The organism is Chelatococcus reniformis (genome assembly GCF_014640075.1).
Classification (GTDB): Bacteria; Pseudomonadota; Alphaproteobacteria; order Rhizobiales; family Beijerinckiaceae; genus Camelimonas; species Camelimonas reniformis.
In genome coordinates this window covers 183,767-200,045 of sequence record NZ_BMGG01000005.1, presented here as the reverse complement: position 1 = coordinate 200,045, position 16,279 = coordinate 183,767, and the positions used below count along the sequence as shown (strand labels likewise).

The 16,279-nt window shown below is 67.9% G+C and carries 14 protein-coding genes; 3 read left to right on the top strand and 11 right to left on the bottom strand.

The genetic code is table 11. The annotated features are described in order from the left end of the window. Positions 1 to 45: 45 nt before the first annotated feature. The 3 genes from IEW34_RS14730 to aspS are packed head-to-tail and all read right to left on the bottom strand — an operon-like array spanning position 46 to position 3,883. Complete coding sequence (locus IEW34_RS14730; protein ID WP_188610286.1) at positions 46 to 1,134, bottom strand: acyltransferase family protein; 1,089 nt, start codon at positions 1,132 to 1,134, stop codon at positions 46 to 48. 32 nt (positions 1,135 to 1,166) lie between these two features. Then, positions 1,167 to 2,063, bottom strand: a complete 897-nt coding sequence (locus tag IEW34_RS14725; protein ID WP_188609966.1) for a glycosyltransferase family 2 protein — start codon at positions 2,061 to 2,063, stop codon at positions 1,167 to 1,169. 11 nt (positions 2,064 to 2,074) lie between these two features. Beyond that, positions 2,075 to 3,883 (bottom strand): aspartate--tRNA ligase, encoded by a 1,809-nt coding sequence (aspS, locus tag IEW34_RS14720; protein WP_188609965.1) that lies wholly within the window; start codon positions 3,881 to 3,883, stop codon positions 2,075 to 2,077. A 229-nt stretch (positions 3,884 to 4,112) separates the two neighbouring features. On the opposite strand from aspS, the gene rnd reads away from it, so the two are divergent. Continuing rightward, the gene (gene rnd, locus IEW34_RS14715; RefSeq protein ID WP_188609964.1) at positions 4,113 to 5,258 is read left to right on the top strand and encodes a ribonuclease D; all 1,146 of its coding nucleotides are present in this window, start codon (positions 4,113 to 4,115) and stop codon (positions 5,256 to 5,258) included. 89 nt (positions 5,259 to 5,347) lie between these two features. Here rnd and ppx read toward each other — a convergent pair whose 3' ends face one another. The 5 genes from ppx to IEW34_RS14690 form a co-directional block, all read right to left on the bottom strand. Further along, positions 5,348 to 6,865 carry an exopolyphosphatase gene (gene ppx / locus IEW34_RS14710; protein WP_188609963.1) on the bottom strand — a complete coding sequence of 506 codons (1,518 nt, stop codon included), beginning with the start codon at positions 6,863 to 6,865 and terminating at the stop codon, positions 5,348 to 5,350. Positions 6,866 to 6,896: 31 nt separating this feature from the next. Continuing rightward, positions 6,897 to 9,092 carry an RNA degradosome polyphosphate kinase gene (locus IEW34_RS14705; RefSeq protein ID WP_188610285.1) on the bottom strand — a complete coding sequence of 732 codons (2,196 nt, stop codon included), beginning with the start codon at positions 9,090 to 9,092 and terminating at the stop codon, positions 6,897 to 6,899. Between the two features lie 245 nt (positions 9,093 to 9,337). Next, complete coding sequence (locus IEW34_RS14700; RefSeq protein ID WP_188609962.1) at positions 9,338 to 10,051, bottom strand: P-loop NTPase family protein; 714 nt, start codon at positions 10,049 to 10,051, stop codon at positions 9,338 to 9,340. Positions 10,052 to 10,077: 26 nt separating this feature from the next. After that, positions 10,078 to 11,211, bottom strand: a complete 1,134-nt coding sequence (locus tag IEW34_RS14695; RefSeq protein WP_188609961.1) for an AI-2E family transporter — start codon at positions 11,209 to 11,211, stop codon at positions 10,078 to 10,080. 130 nt (positions 11,212 to 11,341) lie between these two features. After that, complete coding sequence (locus IEW34_RS14690; protein ID WP_188609960.1) at positions 11,342 to 11,872, bottom strand: CDP-alcohol phosphatidyltransferase family protein; 531 nt, start codon at positions 11,870 to 11,872, stop codon at positions 11,342 to 11,344. A gap of 127 nt (positions 11,873 to 11,999) precedes the next feature. Here IEW34_RS14690 and purM point away from each other — a divergent pair, with 127 nt between their 5' ends. Then, positions 12,000 to 13,076 (top strand): phosphoribosylformylglycinamidine cyclo-ligase, encoded by a 1,077-nt coding sequence (gene purM, locus IEW34_RS14685; RefSeq protein WP_188609959.1) that lies wholly within the window; start codon positions 12,000 to 12,002, stop codon positions 13,074 to 13,076. Further along, a complete protein-coding gene (gene purN, locus IEW34_RS14680) occupies positions 13,073 to 13,744 on the top strand; it encodes a phosphoribosylglycinamide formyltransferase (protein ID WP_280516293.1) in 672 nt (223 codons plus the stop codon). Before purM ends, purN begins: the two co-directional genes overlap by 4 nt. Before the next feature lie 261 nt (positions 13,745 to 14,005). On the opposite strand, the gene IEW34_RS14675 is transcribed toward purN, so the two are convergent. The 3 genes from IEW34_RS14675 to IEW34_RS14665 form a co-directional block, all read right to left on the bottom strand. Next, positions 14,006 to 14,356 (bottom strand): hypothetical protein, encoded by a 351-nt coding sequence (locus tag IEW34_RS14675; RefSeq protein WP_188609958.1) that lies wholly within the window; start codon positions 14,354 to 14,356, stop codon positions 14,006 to 14,008. Positions 14,357 to 14,484: 128 nt separating this feature from the next. After that, positions 14,485 to 14,907: a nucleoside-diphosphate kinase gene (ndk, locus tag IEW34_RS14670; RefSeq protein WP_188609957.1), complete on the bottom strand. Its 423-nt coding sequence runs from the start codon at positions 14,905 to 14,907 to the stop codon at positions 14,485 to 14,487. Between the two features lie 259 nt (positions 14,908 to 15,166). Continuing rightward, positions 15,167 to 15,844 (bottom strand): Crp/Fnr family transcriptional regulator, encoded by a 678-nt coding sequence (locus IEW34_RS14665; RefSeq protein WP_244642024.1) that lies wholly within the window; start codon positions 15,842 to 15,844, stop codon positions 15,167 to 15,169. Between the last annotated feature and the right edge of the window lie 435 nt (positions 15,845 to 16,279).

Sequence of the window (16,279 nt, the reverse complement as noted above, 5' to 3'; positions counted from 1 at the left end):
ACATCGCACGAGCGTTTTGCCCCGCTCAGAACGCAGAGACGGCGTCTAAAGTCCAGCTGGCGCCGCAGCGGGTGCAGGCGCCAGCTTGAGCAATTGCCGCTTGAGCCCGAGCGCCGGCTTCTCGACGACATACCATGACAGGGCCGCAACCAGCAGCGTCGCAGCCGTAGCCGGGGCCAGCAGCGCGAGGCCGCTCCACGCCGGCAGCAGGGCATGCAGCGATTGCTGCAAAGGCCAGCCGAAGAGATAGGTGCCGTAGGACAGGTCGGCCGCGGGCTCCGGCAGCCGGGCCGAGACCGGCACCAGCGCCAGCCAGACGATGCCGTAGGCTTCCGTCAGGAACAGCAGGGCGTGGTAGAGGAAGGTATCGCGCAAGGCGATCGTCGCCAGCACCAGCGCAGCCGCGACGGCGATGGAGAGCGGCAACCGCTCGCCGAGGCGGTAGATGGCGCCGCCCGCCGCGAACAACAGCGGCAGGCGCAGGGACGTCTGCAGCCCCTTGGGCGCGTCCGGATAGAAGAGATCGATACCAGCGACCGCCAGCGTCAGCCCGGCGACGAGCGCGACGGCAAAGGCGCGGCTGCGCAGCAGGCCGGTGAGGCCGAGCGCCAGAACGCCGGCGTAGCAGAGCACCTCGTATTTCAGCGTCCACACCGTCCCCATGGGAAAGCGGAACGGATTGTCGGCGAAGACGCCGGGAAGGGCCGCGTTGCTCTTGAAGGAGCTCAGTGTGCGCCAGATAAAGCGCCAGGTTTCGCTCGCGCCGAGATAGGCGCCTACGGAGAGACTTGTCATCACGGCTCCCAGGATGAGCGCGACCAGCAGGGTTCCCGCGATCAGGGCGGGAGCGATGCGCAGCAGCCGCGCCGCGACGTAATCGCGCCAACCGCGCCGGTCGTAGCTCATGGTCACCAGCAGGCCCGAGACGACGAAGAAGCCGTTGACGGCGTGCTCACCCAGGGTGAAGCCGGTGCTCGTGACGAGCGGCTCGTCCTCGACCACTCCGGTCACCACGCTGAAGCTGTGCGAAACCACCACGGCGAGGGCGAGCGCCAGCCGGATCACCGTGAAGTTGTTGTGGGGCTGCGCCATGGCGGCGGTGACGGTCGGGCCGACGATCAGCCGGCGCAGCATGCCCTGCCGGGTATCCCCGGCGTCGGTAGCGGTCACGTCATCTCCTCGCCCGGCTGCTCGAGCCCCTCGCGGGCCAGCGCCGTCTCCCCGCGCATGAACGCCAGCGCGCCGGCCATGGTGCCGCCATAGCGCTCGATCAAGGCGGGCTGCAAGGTCAGGCACGACAATGCCGCCTTGACCGCGTTGGCGGCCGCCATGGCCGGAGCCGGGCCGGGCAGCGCCCATTTGCGGCTGACATAGGCGCGCGACCAGGCCTGATGCCAGCGTGTGCGAAAGACGCGGCCCGGCTGCGGCGCGGCCGAGCGGCCGCGCCCATGGCGCGCGACCGCCCCATCCACGTGCACCAGCGCGTGTCCCGAGTCGGCCACCCGGCGGCACAGGTCGTCGTCCTCGTAGAACAGGAAGATCTGTTCGTCGAAGCCGCCGAGCCCGAGAAACAGCTGCCGCCGCAACAGGAGGCAGGCGCCGGACAGAAACGGCGCGCAACAATCGCCCTCGGGCAGGTGCAGCGCGCCGGTCGGGTTGGTCAGATAGGGCGACAGCAGCGAGCGGCGCTGGAAGAAAACCCGCCCGTCCGGCTCGACGATGCGCGGGGCGAGCAGGCCCGCATCCGGGTACCGGCCGGCGGCCTCGATCAGCGCGGCTGCGGCGCCCCTGTCGAGCAGGCAATCGGGGTTCACGATGAGGACGAGCTCGGTCTCGGCGGCTCGCACACCGATGTTGTTGGCCCGGCCGTAGCCCTCATTGCGCCGGTTGCGGAGAAAGCGGGCGCCGTGCGCCTCGGCCACGCCGGCGGTATCGTCGTCGCTGGCATTGTCGACGACGATGGCTGCAATGCCGTTCGCCGCCAGGGCCTCAAGGCAGGCGGGCAGCGCCTCGGCGCTGTTCCAGGCGACGACGACGGCGGTCGCTGACGGGGCCGGCGCCACGGCGAAGCGCGCTACTTCTCCGGCAGATTGAGCCGGATGTGGAGCTCGCGCAGCTGCTTGGGCGTCACCTCGGCCGGCGCCCCCATGAGCAGGTCTTCGGCGCGCTGGTTCATCGGGAAGAGGACGACCTCCCGCAGGTTCTGCTCGCCGCAGAGCAGCATGACGATGCGGTCGACGCCGGGGGCGATGCCGCCGTGCGGCGGCGCCCCGTAGGTCAGGGCGCGCAGCATGCCGCCGAACTTCGCCTCCAGCACGTCCTCGCCGTAGCCCGCGATGGCAAAGGCCTTGCGCATCACATCGGGACGATGGTTGCGGATGGCGCCCGACGACAGCTCGATGCCGTTGCAGACGATGTCGTACTGAAAGGCATTGATGGCGAGGATGGTGTCCTTGTCGGCCGCATCCAGCGCCAGGAAGTCGTCCAGCGGAAAGTTCGGCATGGAGAAGGGATTGTGGGAGAAGTCGATCTTCTTCTCGTCCTCGCTCCACTCGTACATCGGAAAATCGGTGATCCAGCAGAGTTCGAAGCGCTCGGTGTCGACCAAGCCCAACTCCTCCCCGACGCGCTGCCGCGCCTTGCCCGCCAGGCTCGCCGCCTTGCCGGCCTCGCCGGCCGCGAAGAACACCGCATCGCCTGCCTTGACGCCGGCGGCCGCAGCGATCTCGGCCAGCACCTCCGCAGGAATGAACTTGGCGATCGGCCCCTTGCCGGCAAGCCCGCTTCCATCCGCCTCGAACACGATGTAGCCGAGCCCGGGCGCCCCCTCGCCCCGCGCCCAGTCGTTGAGCTTGTCGAAGAACGAGCGCGGCTGCGCCGCCGCTCCGGGCGCCGGGATCGCACGCACCACGCCGCCCCCCGCCACCAGCGACTTGAACGCCTTGAACGACACCTCGTCGCGGCTGAACAGGGCCGAGACATCGGCGATGATCAGCGGATTGCGCAGGTCCGGCTTGTCCGAGCCATACTTCAGCATGGCTTCCTTGTAGGGAATGCGGGGAAAGGTCGGCGTGACGGGCTTACCCTCGCCGAACTCCTCGAACACGCCGCGCAGCACCGGCTCGACCGCCTGGAAGACGTCCTCCTGCGTGACGAAGCTCATCTCGATGTCGAGCTGGTAGAACTCGCCGGGCGAGCGGTCGGCCCGCGCGTCCTCGTCGCGGAAGCAGGGCGCGATCTGGAAGTAGCGATCGAATCCGGCGATCATGATGAGCTGCTTGAACTGCTGCGGCGCCTGGGGCAGCGCGTAGAACTTGCCCGGGTGCAACCGGCTCGGCACCAGGAAGTCGCGTGCGCCTTCCGGCGACGAGGCGGTCAGGACCGGCGTCTGGAACTCGAAGAAGTGCTGTTCCTTCATGCGCCGGCGCAGGCTGTCGATCACCTCGCCGCGCCGCATGATGTTGGCGTGCAGCTTGTCGCGCCGCAGATCGAGGAAGCGGTACCGGAGGCGGATGTCCTCGGGATACTCCTGGTCGCCGAACACCGGCATGGGCAGCTCCGCCGCCGGCCCCAGCACCTCGGCCTCTGTGACGTAGATCTCGATTTCCCCGGTCGGCAGCTCGGCATTCTCGGTGCCCCCCGGCCGGCGGCGCACCTTGCCGTCGACGCGGATCACCCATTCGGAGCGCACCTGCTCGAGTTGCTTGAAGGCCGGCGAATCCGGGTCGGCCACGCACTGCGTCATGCCGTAGTGATCCCGCAGGTCGATGAACAGCACGCCGCCATGATCGCGGATGCGGTGGCACCATCCCGACAGGCGCACCTGTTGGTCGATGTCGGACGCGCGCAGGGCGCCACACGTGTGGGAGCGATAACGGTGCATCGGAAAACCAGATCTCAACAGCGAAGTCGGGCTCCGGGGGTTCCCCCCTGACCCGCGCGAGTGGGGCCGGAGAAACCCATAGGGCCGGCGCCTTGTCAAGGAACGCGCGCCGGCCGCGCTCGGGCCCGCGACGCGCATCGGACAGGACAGAATGCCACGCTTGGCTAAAATGCGGCGGGAGCAGGCCAAAACTGCGGACAGCACGCGCACGCTGGGTTATAGCGCGGGCATGGACTTGATCACCACGACGCCCGACCTCGCCGCCGTCTGCGCGCGCCTGGCCCGCCACTCCTACGTTACCGTCGACACCGAGTTCCTGCGCGAGAGCACCTATTATTCCAAGCTCTGCCTGCTGCAGATGGCCGGGCCCGAGGACGCGGTGCTCGTCGATCCGCTGGCCCCGGGCATCGATCTGGCGCCCTTCTTTGCGCTGATGGCCGACCCGGTGGTGGAGAAGGTGTTCCACTCGGCGCGCCAGGACGTCGAGATCATCTGGTTCATGGGACACCTGATCCCGACGCCGCTGTTCGACACGCAGATCGCGGCCATGGTCTGCGGCTACGGCGATTCTGTCTCTTACGAGCAGCTCGCCAACGACCTGGCGAAGGCCCGCATCGACAAGAGTTCGCGTTTCACGGACTGGTCGCGCCGGCCGCTCTCCGAGCAGCAGCTCACCTATGCCCTCGCCGACGTGACGCACCTGCGCACGATCTATGGAGCGCTCCGCTCGCAGTTGGCCGAGACGGGCCGCGAAGCGTGGCTGGACGAGGAAATGGCCATCCTCACCTCGCCGGCGACCTACGCGACCAAGCCCGAGGATGCCTGGCTCAGGCTCGCCAGCCGTATCCGCAAGCCACGCGACGCGGCGGTATTGATCGAGCTCGCTGCGTGGCGCGAGCGCGAGGCGCGCTCACGCGACGTGCCGCGCTCGCGCGTCATGAAGGACGACACGCTCGTCGACGTCGCGACGCACGCTCCCCGCAGCGCCGAGGCGCTCGGCCTGTTGCGGTCGGTGCCGAATGGCTTCGAGCGGTCACGCGCCGCCAGCGATGTCCTCGAGGCGGTGGCGCGCGGGCTGGCGCGCGACCCTGCCGACATCGAGCTGCCGTCGCGCGAGCGAGGCCGCGCGGGCGGCGGCGCCCTGCTCGACCTCCTCAAGGTGCTGCTCAAGGCGGTCTCGGAGGGCGAACGGGTCGCGCCGAAGATCATCGCCTCGGTCGACGACCTCGATGCCATTGCCGCCGACGACCAGGCCGACGTGCCGGCCCTCAAGGGCTGGCGCCGCGACATTTTCGGCGAGCGGGCTCTGGCGCTGAAAAACGGCAGGTTGTCGCTTGCCGTCGAACGCTCGCGCGTAAAGATCGTCGCTATCTGAGGCAGAGCAGGCGAGAGCGAGAACTCTCGATCGAGACCGCTCGCGTCGTCAAGCATGCCCGGCCCGGGTGGTTCGGCCGAGCCCTTCGGTCAGCCGCCGGTGACGACGGATGGCTCGCGACCGACGAGCTTCGCCAATTGCCGCAGGCGGTTGGCAATCCGATCGCTGGAGACGTCCGCCATGTCGAGCGGCACCCGCAGGGTCAGCCGCTGCTGCACCGCCCGCAACGGCACCCGCGGCAGCACGCCTGGCATCGCCGCCGACAGGATGTAGGCAACCCGCATCGCCGCCCCCAGGATGCGGGCGCGGTCGAGCATCCGCACCGTCAACAGCTCGCGGGCCCGCAAGTTGCCATCATCCGACAGCCCGACGTGGCGGAAATAGTTGGCCAGCGCGATGAAGGCTCGCTCGGCGTGATCAAGACTCACGAACGAGGCCTGCGCGAGGAGGCCGAGCGCCTGCTCGCCGCGATAGTCCGGGTGCGCGCGCCAGGAAATGTCCGAGACGAGGCAAACCGCATGGCGCACGCGCCGCTCGTCGGCCGTCTCGTCCAAGTGCAGTGAATGGAACAGATCGTCCATCCAGGCCACCAGCTCCTCGGCGTGGGCCGGTGATCGCGCGCGCAGTTCGTTGAACTCCGCCGCCGCGGTCAGCAGCGGGTCGAGGGCGCGGCTCTCGTCGTCGAGCAATTCGTAGAGCAGCCCCTCGCGCACGCCGAGCGCCGAGATGACGATCGCCTTGGGCTTGCCGCGCCGAATGATTTCTTCGAGCACCAGAGCGCCGTAGGCGAGCAATGGTCGACGCGCCTCGGAGACGTTGTCGATCGCGTCGAGCGTGCCGGCCTCGACCCGTTCGACCATGCTGGCGAAATCCATCGCGTCGCGCGGCGTGATCGTGTAGCTGTGCATCACGTGGAGCGGGTAGCCCATCTGGCTCATATGCAGCGTCGCCAACGCGCGCCACGTGCCGCCGACCGCATAGAAGTTGCGGCCCCGCATCGCCTCGGCCTGATCGATCCCGGCCAAGGCCTCGCGGGCGATCTTCTGCGCCTTCTTGAGCGAGCCGCCGGCGGCGTCCTGCAAGGCAAGACCGCCCAGGCGCAGGCTGACACCGGCGCCCATGGCGCTACCCTTCACATCCACCAGTTCCAGGCTGCCGCCACCGAGGTCGCCGACGACGCCGTCCGGGCGATGAAAGCCCGAGATGACGCCGAGGGCCGACAGCTCGGCTTCCCGGGTGCCCGCCAGCAGCTTGATCTGGCAGCCGCTGACCGCCTCGGCCTTGGCGAGAAAATCCTGGCCGTTGGCGGCATCGCGCACGGCGGCGGTCGCCAGCACGTGGATCTCGGCGACCTTCATGATCCCGCAGAGAACCCGGAACCGCGCGAGCGCCCGCAGCGCCTTGGCGACCGCCTCCTCGGCCAACTGGCCGGTGCTCGCGACGCTGCGGCCCAGGCCGCACAACACCTTCTCGTTGAAGAGCGGCGTCGGCGAACGCGTCAGCCCCTCGTAGACGACGAGGCGAACCGAGTTGGAACCGATGTCGACGATGGCGACCGGCGGCCCGATCACCAGACGTCCCGGCGCCTTGTCGCCGCCGTCGCCCACCCGGGCGCCCTCGCCGGACCGAACGTTGTCGCTATCGCTTGGTCGAGCGCTTCGGAAGGGTACGAGGGCTCGAATCCTTGAGTGACTTTCCACGTCCAGACAAACTCGGATTGGTCATGAAGTAGCGATGAGCGTTGAATGGCTCCTCGCCCTGCATGCGTTGGATACGGGTGGCGGAGCCATCTGGCAAAACCCGCCAGCTCTGTTCGTTGTCCAGCAGATTGGCCAACATGATCTGGTCGAGGACCTGCTGGTGGACCGTCGGCGTCGCGATGGGACACAGCGCCTCGACCCGCCGATCCAGGTTCCGCTGCATCAGATCGGCCGACGAGATATAGACGTGTGCCTTTTGGTTAGGAAGGCCCAGGCCGTTTCCGAAGGCGTAGATGCGACTATGCTCCAGAAAACGCCCGACGATCGATTTGACGCGGATGTTCTCCGAGAGTCCCGGGATCCCGGGTCGCAGACAGCAGATGCCGCGAATCACGCAGTCGACCTGCACGCCCTCCTGGCTCGCCACATAAAGCGCATCGATCACGACGGGGTCGACGAGCGAATTGCATTTCAGCCAGATCGCGGCGGGGCGCCCGGCCTTGGCGTGCGCGATCTCCTCGTCGATATGCTGGAGGATGCGCGCCTTCAGCGTGACCGGGGACACCGCCATGCGCTCCAGCTCCGCGGGCTCCGCGTAACCGGTGATGAAGTTGAAGATGCGCGCGACGTCATGGGCGATGATCGGATCGGCCGTGAAATAGGACAGATCGGTGTAGATGCGGGCGGTAATCGGGTGGTAGTTGCCCGTGCCCACGTGACAGTACGTCACCAACTGGCCGCCCTCACGCCGCACCACCGAGGACAGCTTGGCGTGGGTCTTCAGCTCGATGAAGCCGAACACCACCTGCGCGCCGGCCCGCTCCAGATCGCGGGCCCAGCGAATGTTGGCCTCCTCGTCGAAGCGCGCCTTGAGCTCGACCAGCGCCGTCACCGACTTGCCGGCCTCGGCCGCCTCCGCGAGCGCCTTCACGATCGGCGAGTCCGACGAGGTGCGGTAAAGGGTCTGCTTGATGGCGACGACGTTGGGGTCGCGCGCCGCCTGCTGGAGGAACTGCACCACCACGTCGAAGGACTCATAGGGGTGGTGGATGATCAGGTCCTTCTGCCGGATGGCGGCAAAGCAGTCACCCGCGTGCTCGCGGACCCGCTCGGGATAGCGCGGGTGGTAGGGCTTGAACTTGAGGTCCGGCCGGTCGATGGATACCAGCTGCGACAATTCGTTCAGCGCCGGCATGCCCTCCACCAGGAAGACCTCGTCGGCCGATACGTCGAGCTCGCCGATGACGAAGTTGCGCAGCTCCTCCGACATGTGGCTGTCGACCTCGACCCGGATCACCGTGCCGCGCCGACGGCGCTTCAGCGCCGTCTCGAACAGGCGCACCAGGTCTTCCGCCTCCTCCTCGATCTCCAGGTCGCTGTCGCGGATGATGCGAAAGCCGCCCTGGCCGGTCACGGTGTAGCCCGGGAAGAGCCGGCCGGTGAACAGGACGATGGCCAGCTCCAGCGGCAGCAGCCGCTGCGCCCCCGTCTCGGCGAAATCCGGCAGCCGGATGAAGCGCTCCACCTTGTTGGGCACACGGATCAGCGCGTTGAGCGCCCGGTGGTCGCTCTGGCGGAACAGCGACAGCGCGATCGAGAACCCCAGATTGGGAATGAAGGGGAACGGATGCGCCGGATCGACCGCCAGCGGCGTCAGGATCTGGAAGATGTGGCTGAGGAAATGGTCCTCCAGCCACATGCTCTCGGCTTGGGTCAGGTCAGTGCTGTCGACGATGACGATGCCGTTGTCGAGCAGCCTGTCCTTGAGCTCGCGCCAGCGGCGCTGCTGGTCGAGGGCCAGCGTCGACACCGCCTTGCCGATGGCCGCGAGCTGCTCGGCCGGCGTCAGGCCATCCTCCGAGCGGGTCTCGACGCCGGTGCGCACCTGCCCGCGCAGGCCGGCGGCGCGCACCATGAAGAACTCGTCGAGATTGTTGGCCGAAATGGAGAGGAAGCGGAGCTGTTCGAGCAGCGGATGCGCCTCGTTAGACGCTTCCTCGAAGACGCGGCGATTGAAGTGGAGCCAGGACAGCTCGCGGTTGATGAAGCGCTCGGGCTTGTCGCGCAGGCTGACGCCGTCGGGAACCGCGACCTCGACGGCCGCGGCGGACGCATCGCCGCTTTCCCGCGCCATCTTGAGGTTCTGGGGATCGGGCGTTGCCTCCGGCTCGACGTCATGAGCGACGACGGCGGAGGCCAGCGCATCGTCTTCGGTCGGCATGGCACGTTCTCCTTCGGGCATCGCAGTGTCCTTCGGTCGCTCGGCTGCAGCGTTTTCGTGCGCTTGTGTGACAACAGAGCGACGCGGCCGCGGCGGCGACCGGCGCACGGCGACGCGCCGCGTTGCCCGGCCCGCAGGAGTACGTGTCGGCGCCTTTGTCATTCCCCATCCCCCCCTTCGGATTCTATCGCGCCGATCGACCCGGCCAGCCGCAGAACCTCGGCCGCCATCGGCCGGGTGATGCGCCGCCCCAGGCTCAGGGCCTGACCGTCGAGCAAACCGACGATCTCGCGCGCCCGGGCCACGGAGCGCTCCAGGCGCAGAGCGAGATAGTCGACGACAGCCGCATCGACGACAAGCTGCCGGTCGTGGAACAGCTTGACCAGTATCGCCTTGAACATCGCGTCGTCCGGCGCCGCGATCTCGACGACCGGCGACAGCCGCAGGCGCGACACCAGATCGGCCGTCTCCAGTCCCCAGTGCTGGGGCGCGAGGGCGCCCACCAGCAACGCGCTGCCGCGGTTGGCCCGGATGCGGTTGAGCAGATGGAAGAGCGCATGCTCGTCGGCGAGCCCCCGGTCACAGGGGTCCACCACCAATGGGCGGGCGGCGTCGAGGCCGAGAACGGCATCCGCGTCGAGCTCCACTCCGGCCAGGCGCGTGGCGCCGGCATGCTTGGCAAAGATCGCGGCGAGATGGCTTTTACCCACACCTGGCGGCCCCGCCAGACGCAGCACCGGCTCCGGCCAATCCGGCCACCGCATCACCAGCTCCAATGCCTGCGCGTTCGCCTCGCCCACCAGGAAATCGTCCAGCTCGAGGCGGGCGTCGACCGGCCACGGCAATGTCAATTGACGAGCGTCCTTAGCCATAGCGCCGCTCCGGCGCGCCGCCCCCGTCAGGCGGCATGGGCATCGGACGAGGCGGAGGGCTTGGACGCCGGCGTCTTGGGCGCCGGCGTCTCGGGCGCCGCGGCATCATCGTAGTATGGACTGTTCAGATACTGCCGCAGGCCGAAGCGGATCAGTACGCCGACGGCCGCCGCCAGAGGCACCGCGAGCAGCACCCCGACGAAGCCGAACAGAGAGCCGAAGGCGAACAACGCGAACATCAGCCAGACCGGATGCAGACCGACCGCGTCGCCGACGAGCAGCGGCGACAGCACGTTGCCCTCGACGAACTGGCCGACGATGTAGATGGCGGCGACCGCCGCGATCATGGTCCAGTCGGGCCAGAATTGGACGATGGCGACGCCGAGCGACACGACGAAGCCGGTCAACGATCCGACATAGGGAATGAAGGTCAGCAAGCCGCTGCCGAGCCCGATCAGGATGCCGAAATTCAGCCCGACGGCGGTGAGACCGAGCGCGTAGAACGTGCCCAGACACAGGCAGACCAGCGCCTGGCCGCGCAGGAAGCCCGCGATCGCCATGTCGATCTCGTGGGCCAGCATGCGCACCGTGGGGCGGTGGCGCGGCGGAACCCAGCCGTCGACGGTCGCGACCATGCGGTCCCAGTCGATGAGGAGGTAGAAGGCGACCACAGGCGTCACCACGATCAGCGAAACAATGCCGATCACCGCCTGCCCGCTGGACCACAGCGAGGTGAGGAACTGACCGATCCAGCTCGCCGCCTGCGACATCACCTGGCCGAGCGAGCTCTGCATATCCGACAAGGCCTTGTCGCCGCCGATGCGGCGCAGCAGCGGGCCGCCCTGCTCCACCGCGAGTTGCTGGAGGCGCGCGACGGTCGCCGGCAGCTTGTCGAGAAAGGCGGCGAGCTGATTGCCGAGCACCGGCACGATGACCATCAGCGCCAGGATGAACACGAGGACGCAGGCGCCGAGGATGAGCACGGTCGCTGCCAAGCGGTTGATGTGCAGCCGCTCGAGCCGGTCGGCCAGCGGATCGAGCAGATAGGCGAGTACGAGCCCGGCCACGAACGGCAGCAGCACATCGCGCAAGGCGAAGAGCGTGAGCACGACGGCGAGTAGTGCCAGGCTCCAGAAGACGACCTGCCGCTGAATGGTCATGACGTGCCTGCGCCGTCTCCGGTTCGATGTGGGGGGCGCCGAGCCGGACGCCTGCGGAGCGGAGCCCGGCTTCGGACGCCGCGCCAATCGGCCGCGGGTCGTGGCCCGCCCGCGCCTGCTCGCCGCCGCCCTAAACAGCCATGTGCCGAAGCCACAGCGCGAGATAGGCACCGGCCGACAGCAGCGTCAAGACGACGATGACCAGAACGCCCACGTCGAAGCCCGGCCCCAACGGCAGGTCGAACGCATTGGCGGCCAGCACGATCGCCGCGAAGGCGATCTGCGCCGCCGTATTGATCTTGCTGACCGCGAGGGGGCGCATGGCCATGGGCCGCTCCAGCAGCCACGACATGACGATGGCCGACACGATCATGACGTCGCGGGAAACCACGACGATGGCGACCCAACCCGGCAGGGCACCGGCGACCGACAGCGCCACGTAAATGGAGACCAGTAGCGCCTTGTCGGCGAATGGGTCGATGTAGGCGCCGAGCTCGGAACGCATGTTCCAGCGCCGGGCGATGAAGCCGTCGACCGCATCCGAGAGGCCCGCCAGGACGAACACCACGAATGCCGCCTGCCACCGGCCGGCGCCGATCGCAGCGACGACGAGCGGCACCATGAACAGGCGCGCAATGGTGATAAGGTTTGGTAGTGTCATCGGCGTGGATCCACGGCCAACTTATGCGCCAAAGGACAGATTCGCGATGGACCTTGCACGCGCGCGCCGACCGTCGTACCTGCGCCCATCTCCAGGTATGATGGCAACGGTGGAGCCGGCAAGCGCAATGACGGACAAGCAACCGGGCGGACATCGCCTCACCTATGCGGCGTCAGGCGTCGATATCGACGCCGGCAATGCCATGGTGGAGGCCATCAAGCCGCTCGTGCGTGCCACGCGGCGGCCGGGAGCCGATGCGGAGATCGGCGGGTTCGGTGGGCTGTTCGACCTCAAGGCAGCCGGCTTTCGGGATCCGATCCTCGTCGCCGCCAACGACGGCGTCGGCACCAAGGTCAAGATCGCCATCGAGACCGGCATCCACGATACGATCGGCATCGATCTCGTCGCCATGTGCGTCAATGATCTCATCGTCCAAGGCGCCGAACCACTGTTCTTCCTGGACTATTTCGCAACTGGCAAGCTCGACCGCCAGGCCGGCGCGGCGGTCGTCGCCGGAATCGTCGCGGGCTGCCGCGAGGCCGGCTGCGCGCTCATCGGCGGCGAAACGGCCGAAATGCCGGGGCTGTACGCGGCTGGCGACTATGATCTGGCCGGCTTTGCCGTCGGCGCGGCCGAGCGCGGACAGTTGCTGCCGCGCGCCGACGTCGCCGCCGGAGACGTGCTCATCGGCCTCACCTCGTCAGGCGTGCATTCCAACGGCTTCTCGCTGGTGCGGCGGGTCGTTGCAGACGCCGGCCTCGGATGGGACGCGCCGGCCCCCTTCAGCCCCAGCCACACCCTGGGACAGGCGCTGCTGGCCCCGACCCGCATCTACGTCAAGCCGATCCTGCATGCCCTGCGGCGATCGGACGGCATCAAGGCGCTGGCGCACATCACCGGCGGCGGCTTTCCCGACAACATTCCTCGCGTGCTTCCGGACGGGCTGGGGGCGAGCCTCGATCTCGACGCCATCGAGCCGCCGCCCGTGTTCGGCTGGCTGGCCCGGACCGGCGGCATCGCCGAAGGCGAAATGCTGCGCACCTTCAACTGCGGCATCGGCATGATCGCCGTCGTTCCGCGGGAGCGAGCGGTCGAGCTTCAGGCGGCGCTGATGGCGGAAGGCGAGACGGCGTTGCGCATCGGCGAGGTCGTCGTCGCCGGCAGCGGGCCCCGGGTCACCACGCGCGGGCAACTCAGGACGTGACGGGTCCCACCCCGCTCACCGCCCGGCGGCGTGTCGGCGTCCTCATTTCCGGTCGCGGCTCCAACATGGAGGCCCTCATCGAGGCCGCGAAGGGGGCCGACTATCCAGCCGACATCGTGCTCGTCCTGGCCAATCAGCCCGACGCCGGGGGCCTCGCGACGGCGGCCGCGCAGGGGATCACGACGGTGGTGGTCGACCACCGGCCGTTTAAAGGCGATCGTGCCGCCTTCGAGGAGGCGATCGACGCACGGCTGCGCCAGGAAGGTGTCGAATTCGTCTGCCTGGCCGGTTTCATGCGGGTGCTGACGCCGTCCTTCGTTACGGCCTGGCGCGGGCGGTTGATCAACATCCACCCCTCGCTGCTGCCCGCGCTACCGGGATTGCATACCCACGAGCGGGCGTTGGCCGCCGGCATGCGGCTGCACGGCTGCACCGTGCATTTCGTCAGCCACGAACTGGACGCCGGGCCGATTATTGCCCAGGCCGCCGTGCCGGTGCGCTTCGGCGACACGGCGGACACCCTGGCGGCCCGCGTCCTGGCCGCGGAGCACCGCCTCTACCCCAGGGCCCTCGCCCTGGTCGCCGCCGGACGCGCCACGCTCGCGCAGGATCGGGTGATCTATGCCGACGCACAAGCCGTGGCCGAGGCGTCGCTGACGGTCGACTGAGCCGCTGTGGACGGAACGAGGCGCCTCAGGCCTGGCGTGGAGCATTTCCATTCAGATGATCCCATCTGAACGCGACATGCTTCAGCCGGCATGAGGCCGCGACGAGCGAAGCAGCTGACCGTCCGAGGCGAGCCAGCCGCCGACGGGTGCGCCTGTGGTTTAGAGCGTTTTCGAGCGAAGTGGACGCCGGTTCGCGTGAGGAAAACGCGCCAAATCAAACAGATAGAGCATTTCGGCGATTCGAAGAAACGCGGAAATGCTCTAGAACGGGCTCTTCAGCTTGCAGTAATTGAGAGCCTCGACCGCCTTGGCGCGTGCGCTGTCGCTGAAGTAGCCGGTGCGACGGAAGGCGGCGATCTCCTCCTTGTCCATCCTGGCGACGGTGCGCTTGGCGTAGCAGCTGCACGGCGTGTGCACCTGCTCGCGCGTGGTGTTCAGCAGGCGGGACTGGGTGACCTGGCAGGCGTCGAAAGCGCGCAAACTGATCTCGTAAGGGGAGAGATTGGCAGCCGTCGGATCATTGGCGGGAATGCGGACCGCCGTGCTGGAGGCACCGGCGAGCGCCTGCGTGGCGGCGAGCAGACCGAAAAGCGTAAGGGCAGTCAGGCGCACGTGTGATCTCCTTTGGGCTCGGCTGCTCGGTCCGCGCCGCGAGGCCCTGCGTGTGGAACGGGACGACGGAACGGCCGTATGGGCCGCTGTCGACGCGGCGTCAACAGCGGCCCAAGCAACCGACCTATTCAGCCGACGATCTCGTTCCCGGCGAAGAACTGGGCGATCTCGACCTGTGCGGTCTCCGGCGCATCGGAGCCGTGCACGGAGTTCTCCTGAACCGACCTGGCGAACAGCTTGCGGATGGTGCCCTCCGCTGCGTTGGCCGGGTTCGTGGCGCCCATCACCTCGCGATAGCGCGCGATGGCGCCCTCGCCCTCCAGCACCTGGACGACCACCGGCGCGGCGGTCATGAACGCGACCAGCTCAGCGAAGAACGGCCGCTCGCGATGCACGCCGTAGAAGGTCTCGGCCTGCTCCCGGGTCATGCGGACGCGCTTTTGCGCGACGATCCGCAGACCGGCTTTTTCAATCACATCGTTGATCGCACCGGTCAGGTTACGTTCCGTTGCGTCGGGCTTGAGAATGGAGAATGTGCGCTCGAGGGCCATGCGGTTCACTCGCGGAAAACGGGTCACGGGTCAGGGAAAGTGGCGGCCTTATAGCGGCGCCCCACGGGGGCGACAAGCGGCCCCTGCCTCATGGCCAGGCACTCGTCGCAGCTGCGCCAAACTGGCCGGTCCGGTGCGCCCTCGGCGCTGAAACGCCCCAGAGCGTTTTCGAGCGAAGTGGACGCCGGTTCGCGTGAAGAAAACGCGCCAAAACAAGCAGATAGAGCGTTTCGGCGATTCGAAGAAACGCGGAAAGACTCTAGGCGTCTTCGCGCAGGGCTTCGGCCACGCGGGCTTCGAGAATGTGCGGGCTCTTCAGCACCAGGGCGCCGCGGGTCCGCTCCACGAGCCCCTCTTGCGACATGGTGGTGAATTCGCGCGTTACCTGCTCGCGGCGGCAGCCGATACGCGCGGCCAGCACGTGATGGTAGGGAGGCGGCGTCACCACACGCTCGTTGCCGTGGCCGGCGCGCGGCAGCGAGAGCCGCAGCAGCTCGGAGTAGAGCCGATGCCGCAGGTCGAGCACCGAATGCTCCATCAGCCGCGCATTGAGCTCGCGGACCCGCCCGGCCAGCAGCCGCATGATCCGCTCGGCGAGCGGCGGCGCCGCATAGATCATCTCGCGGAAGACGTGGGCGGGCACGATGCATGCCTCGCCCCGCGTCAGCGCGGTCACATTGGCGGAGCGGCCGACGCCGTCGATGGCAGCCAGTTCGCCAAAGAACTGCCCGCCCCGCATCTCGCCCAGGATGATCTCTTTGCCCGCCTGCGTGCGAATCAGAATGCGGACATCGCCGCCGACGATGAAGAAGACGTCCGTCGACGTGTCCTCGAAGTCGACGAGGATCTCGTCAACATCGAACTTGCGCCAATGGCAACGTTGCTCGAACGGCGTCAGGTCGATACCTGCGTCCTTGAAAAACGGCACGCGCACCAGCGAAACCACGGTATTGCCCCCCCAAGAGCATCGGGCCCGAACCAAGCCACCCGATCTTGAACGCATCCGATGCTCGGACGCAGCGATGCCGCGCCGCCCTGAGACCGCCAAAGCCTACGCCGCCCTCGACCGGCATGCTCGGGCCGGGGGTGGGCAACGTCAAGCGGCCGGGCGGTTCCGGGCCTTGAGCCCTCGCGAATCGCACTGGCCGCGCCAGCGCAACGACGCGCCCGGACCTCTCGAAAAGCAACCGCCCAGAGGCGAGCCGTCCGAATCAGGCGTCGCGACCACGAAACAGCCTTCGATGAAGCGATCTAGAGCATTTCCGCGTTTCCTCGAATCGCCGAAATGCTCTATCTGTTTGTTTTGTCGCGTTTTCTTCACGCGAACCGGCGTCCACTTCGCTCGAAAGCTCTAGCGGCGTAGCAGCGGGAC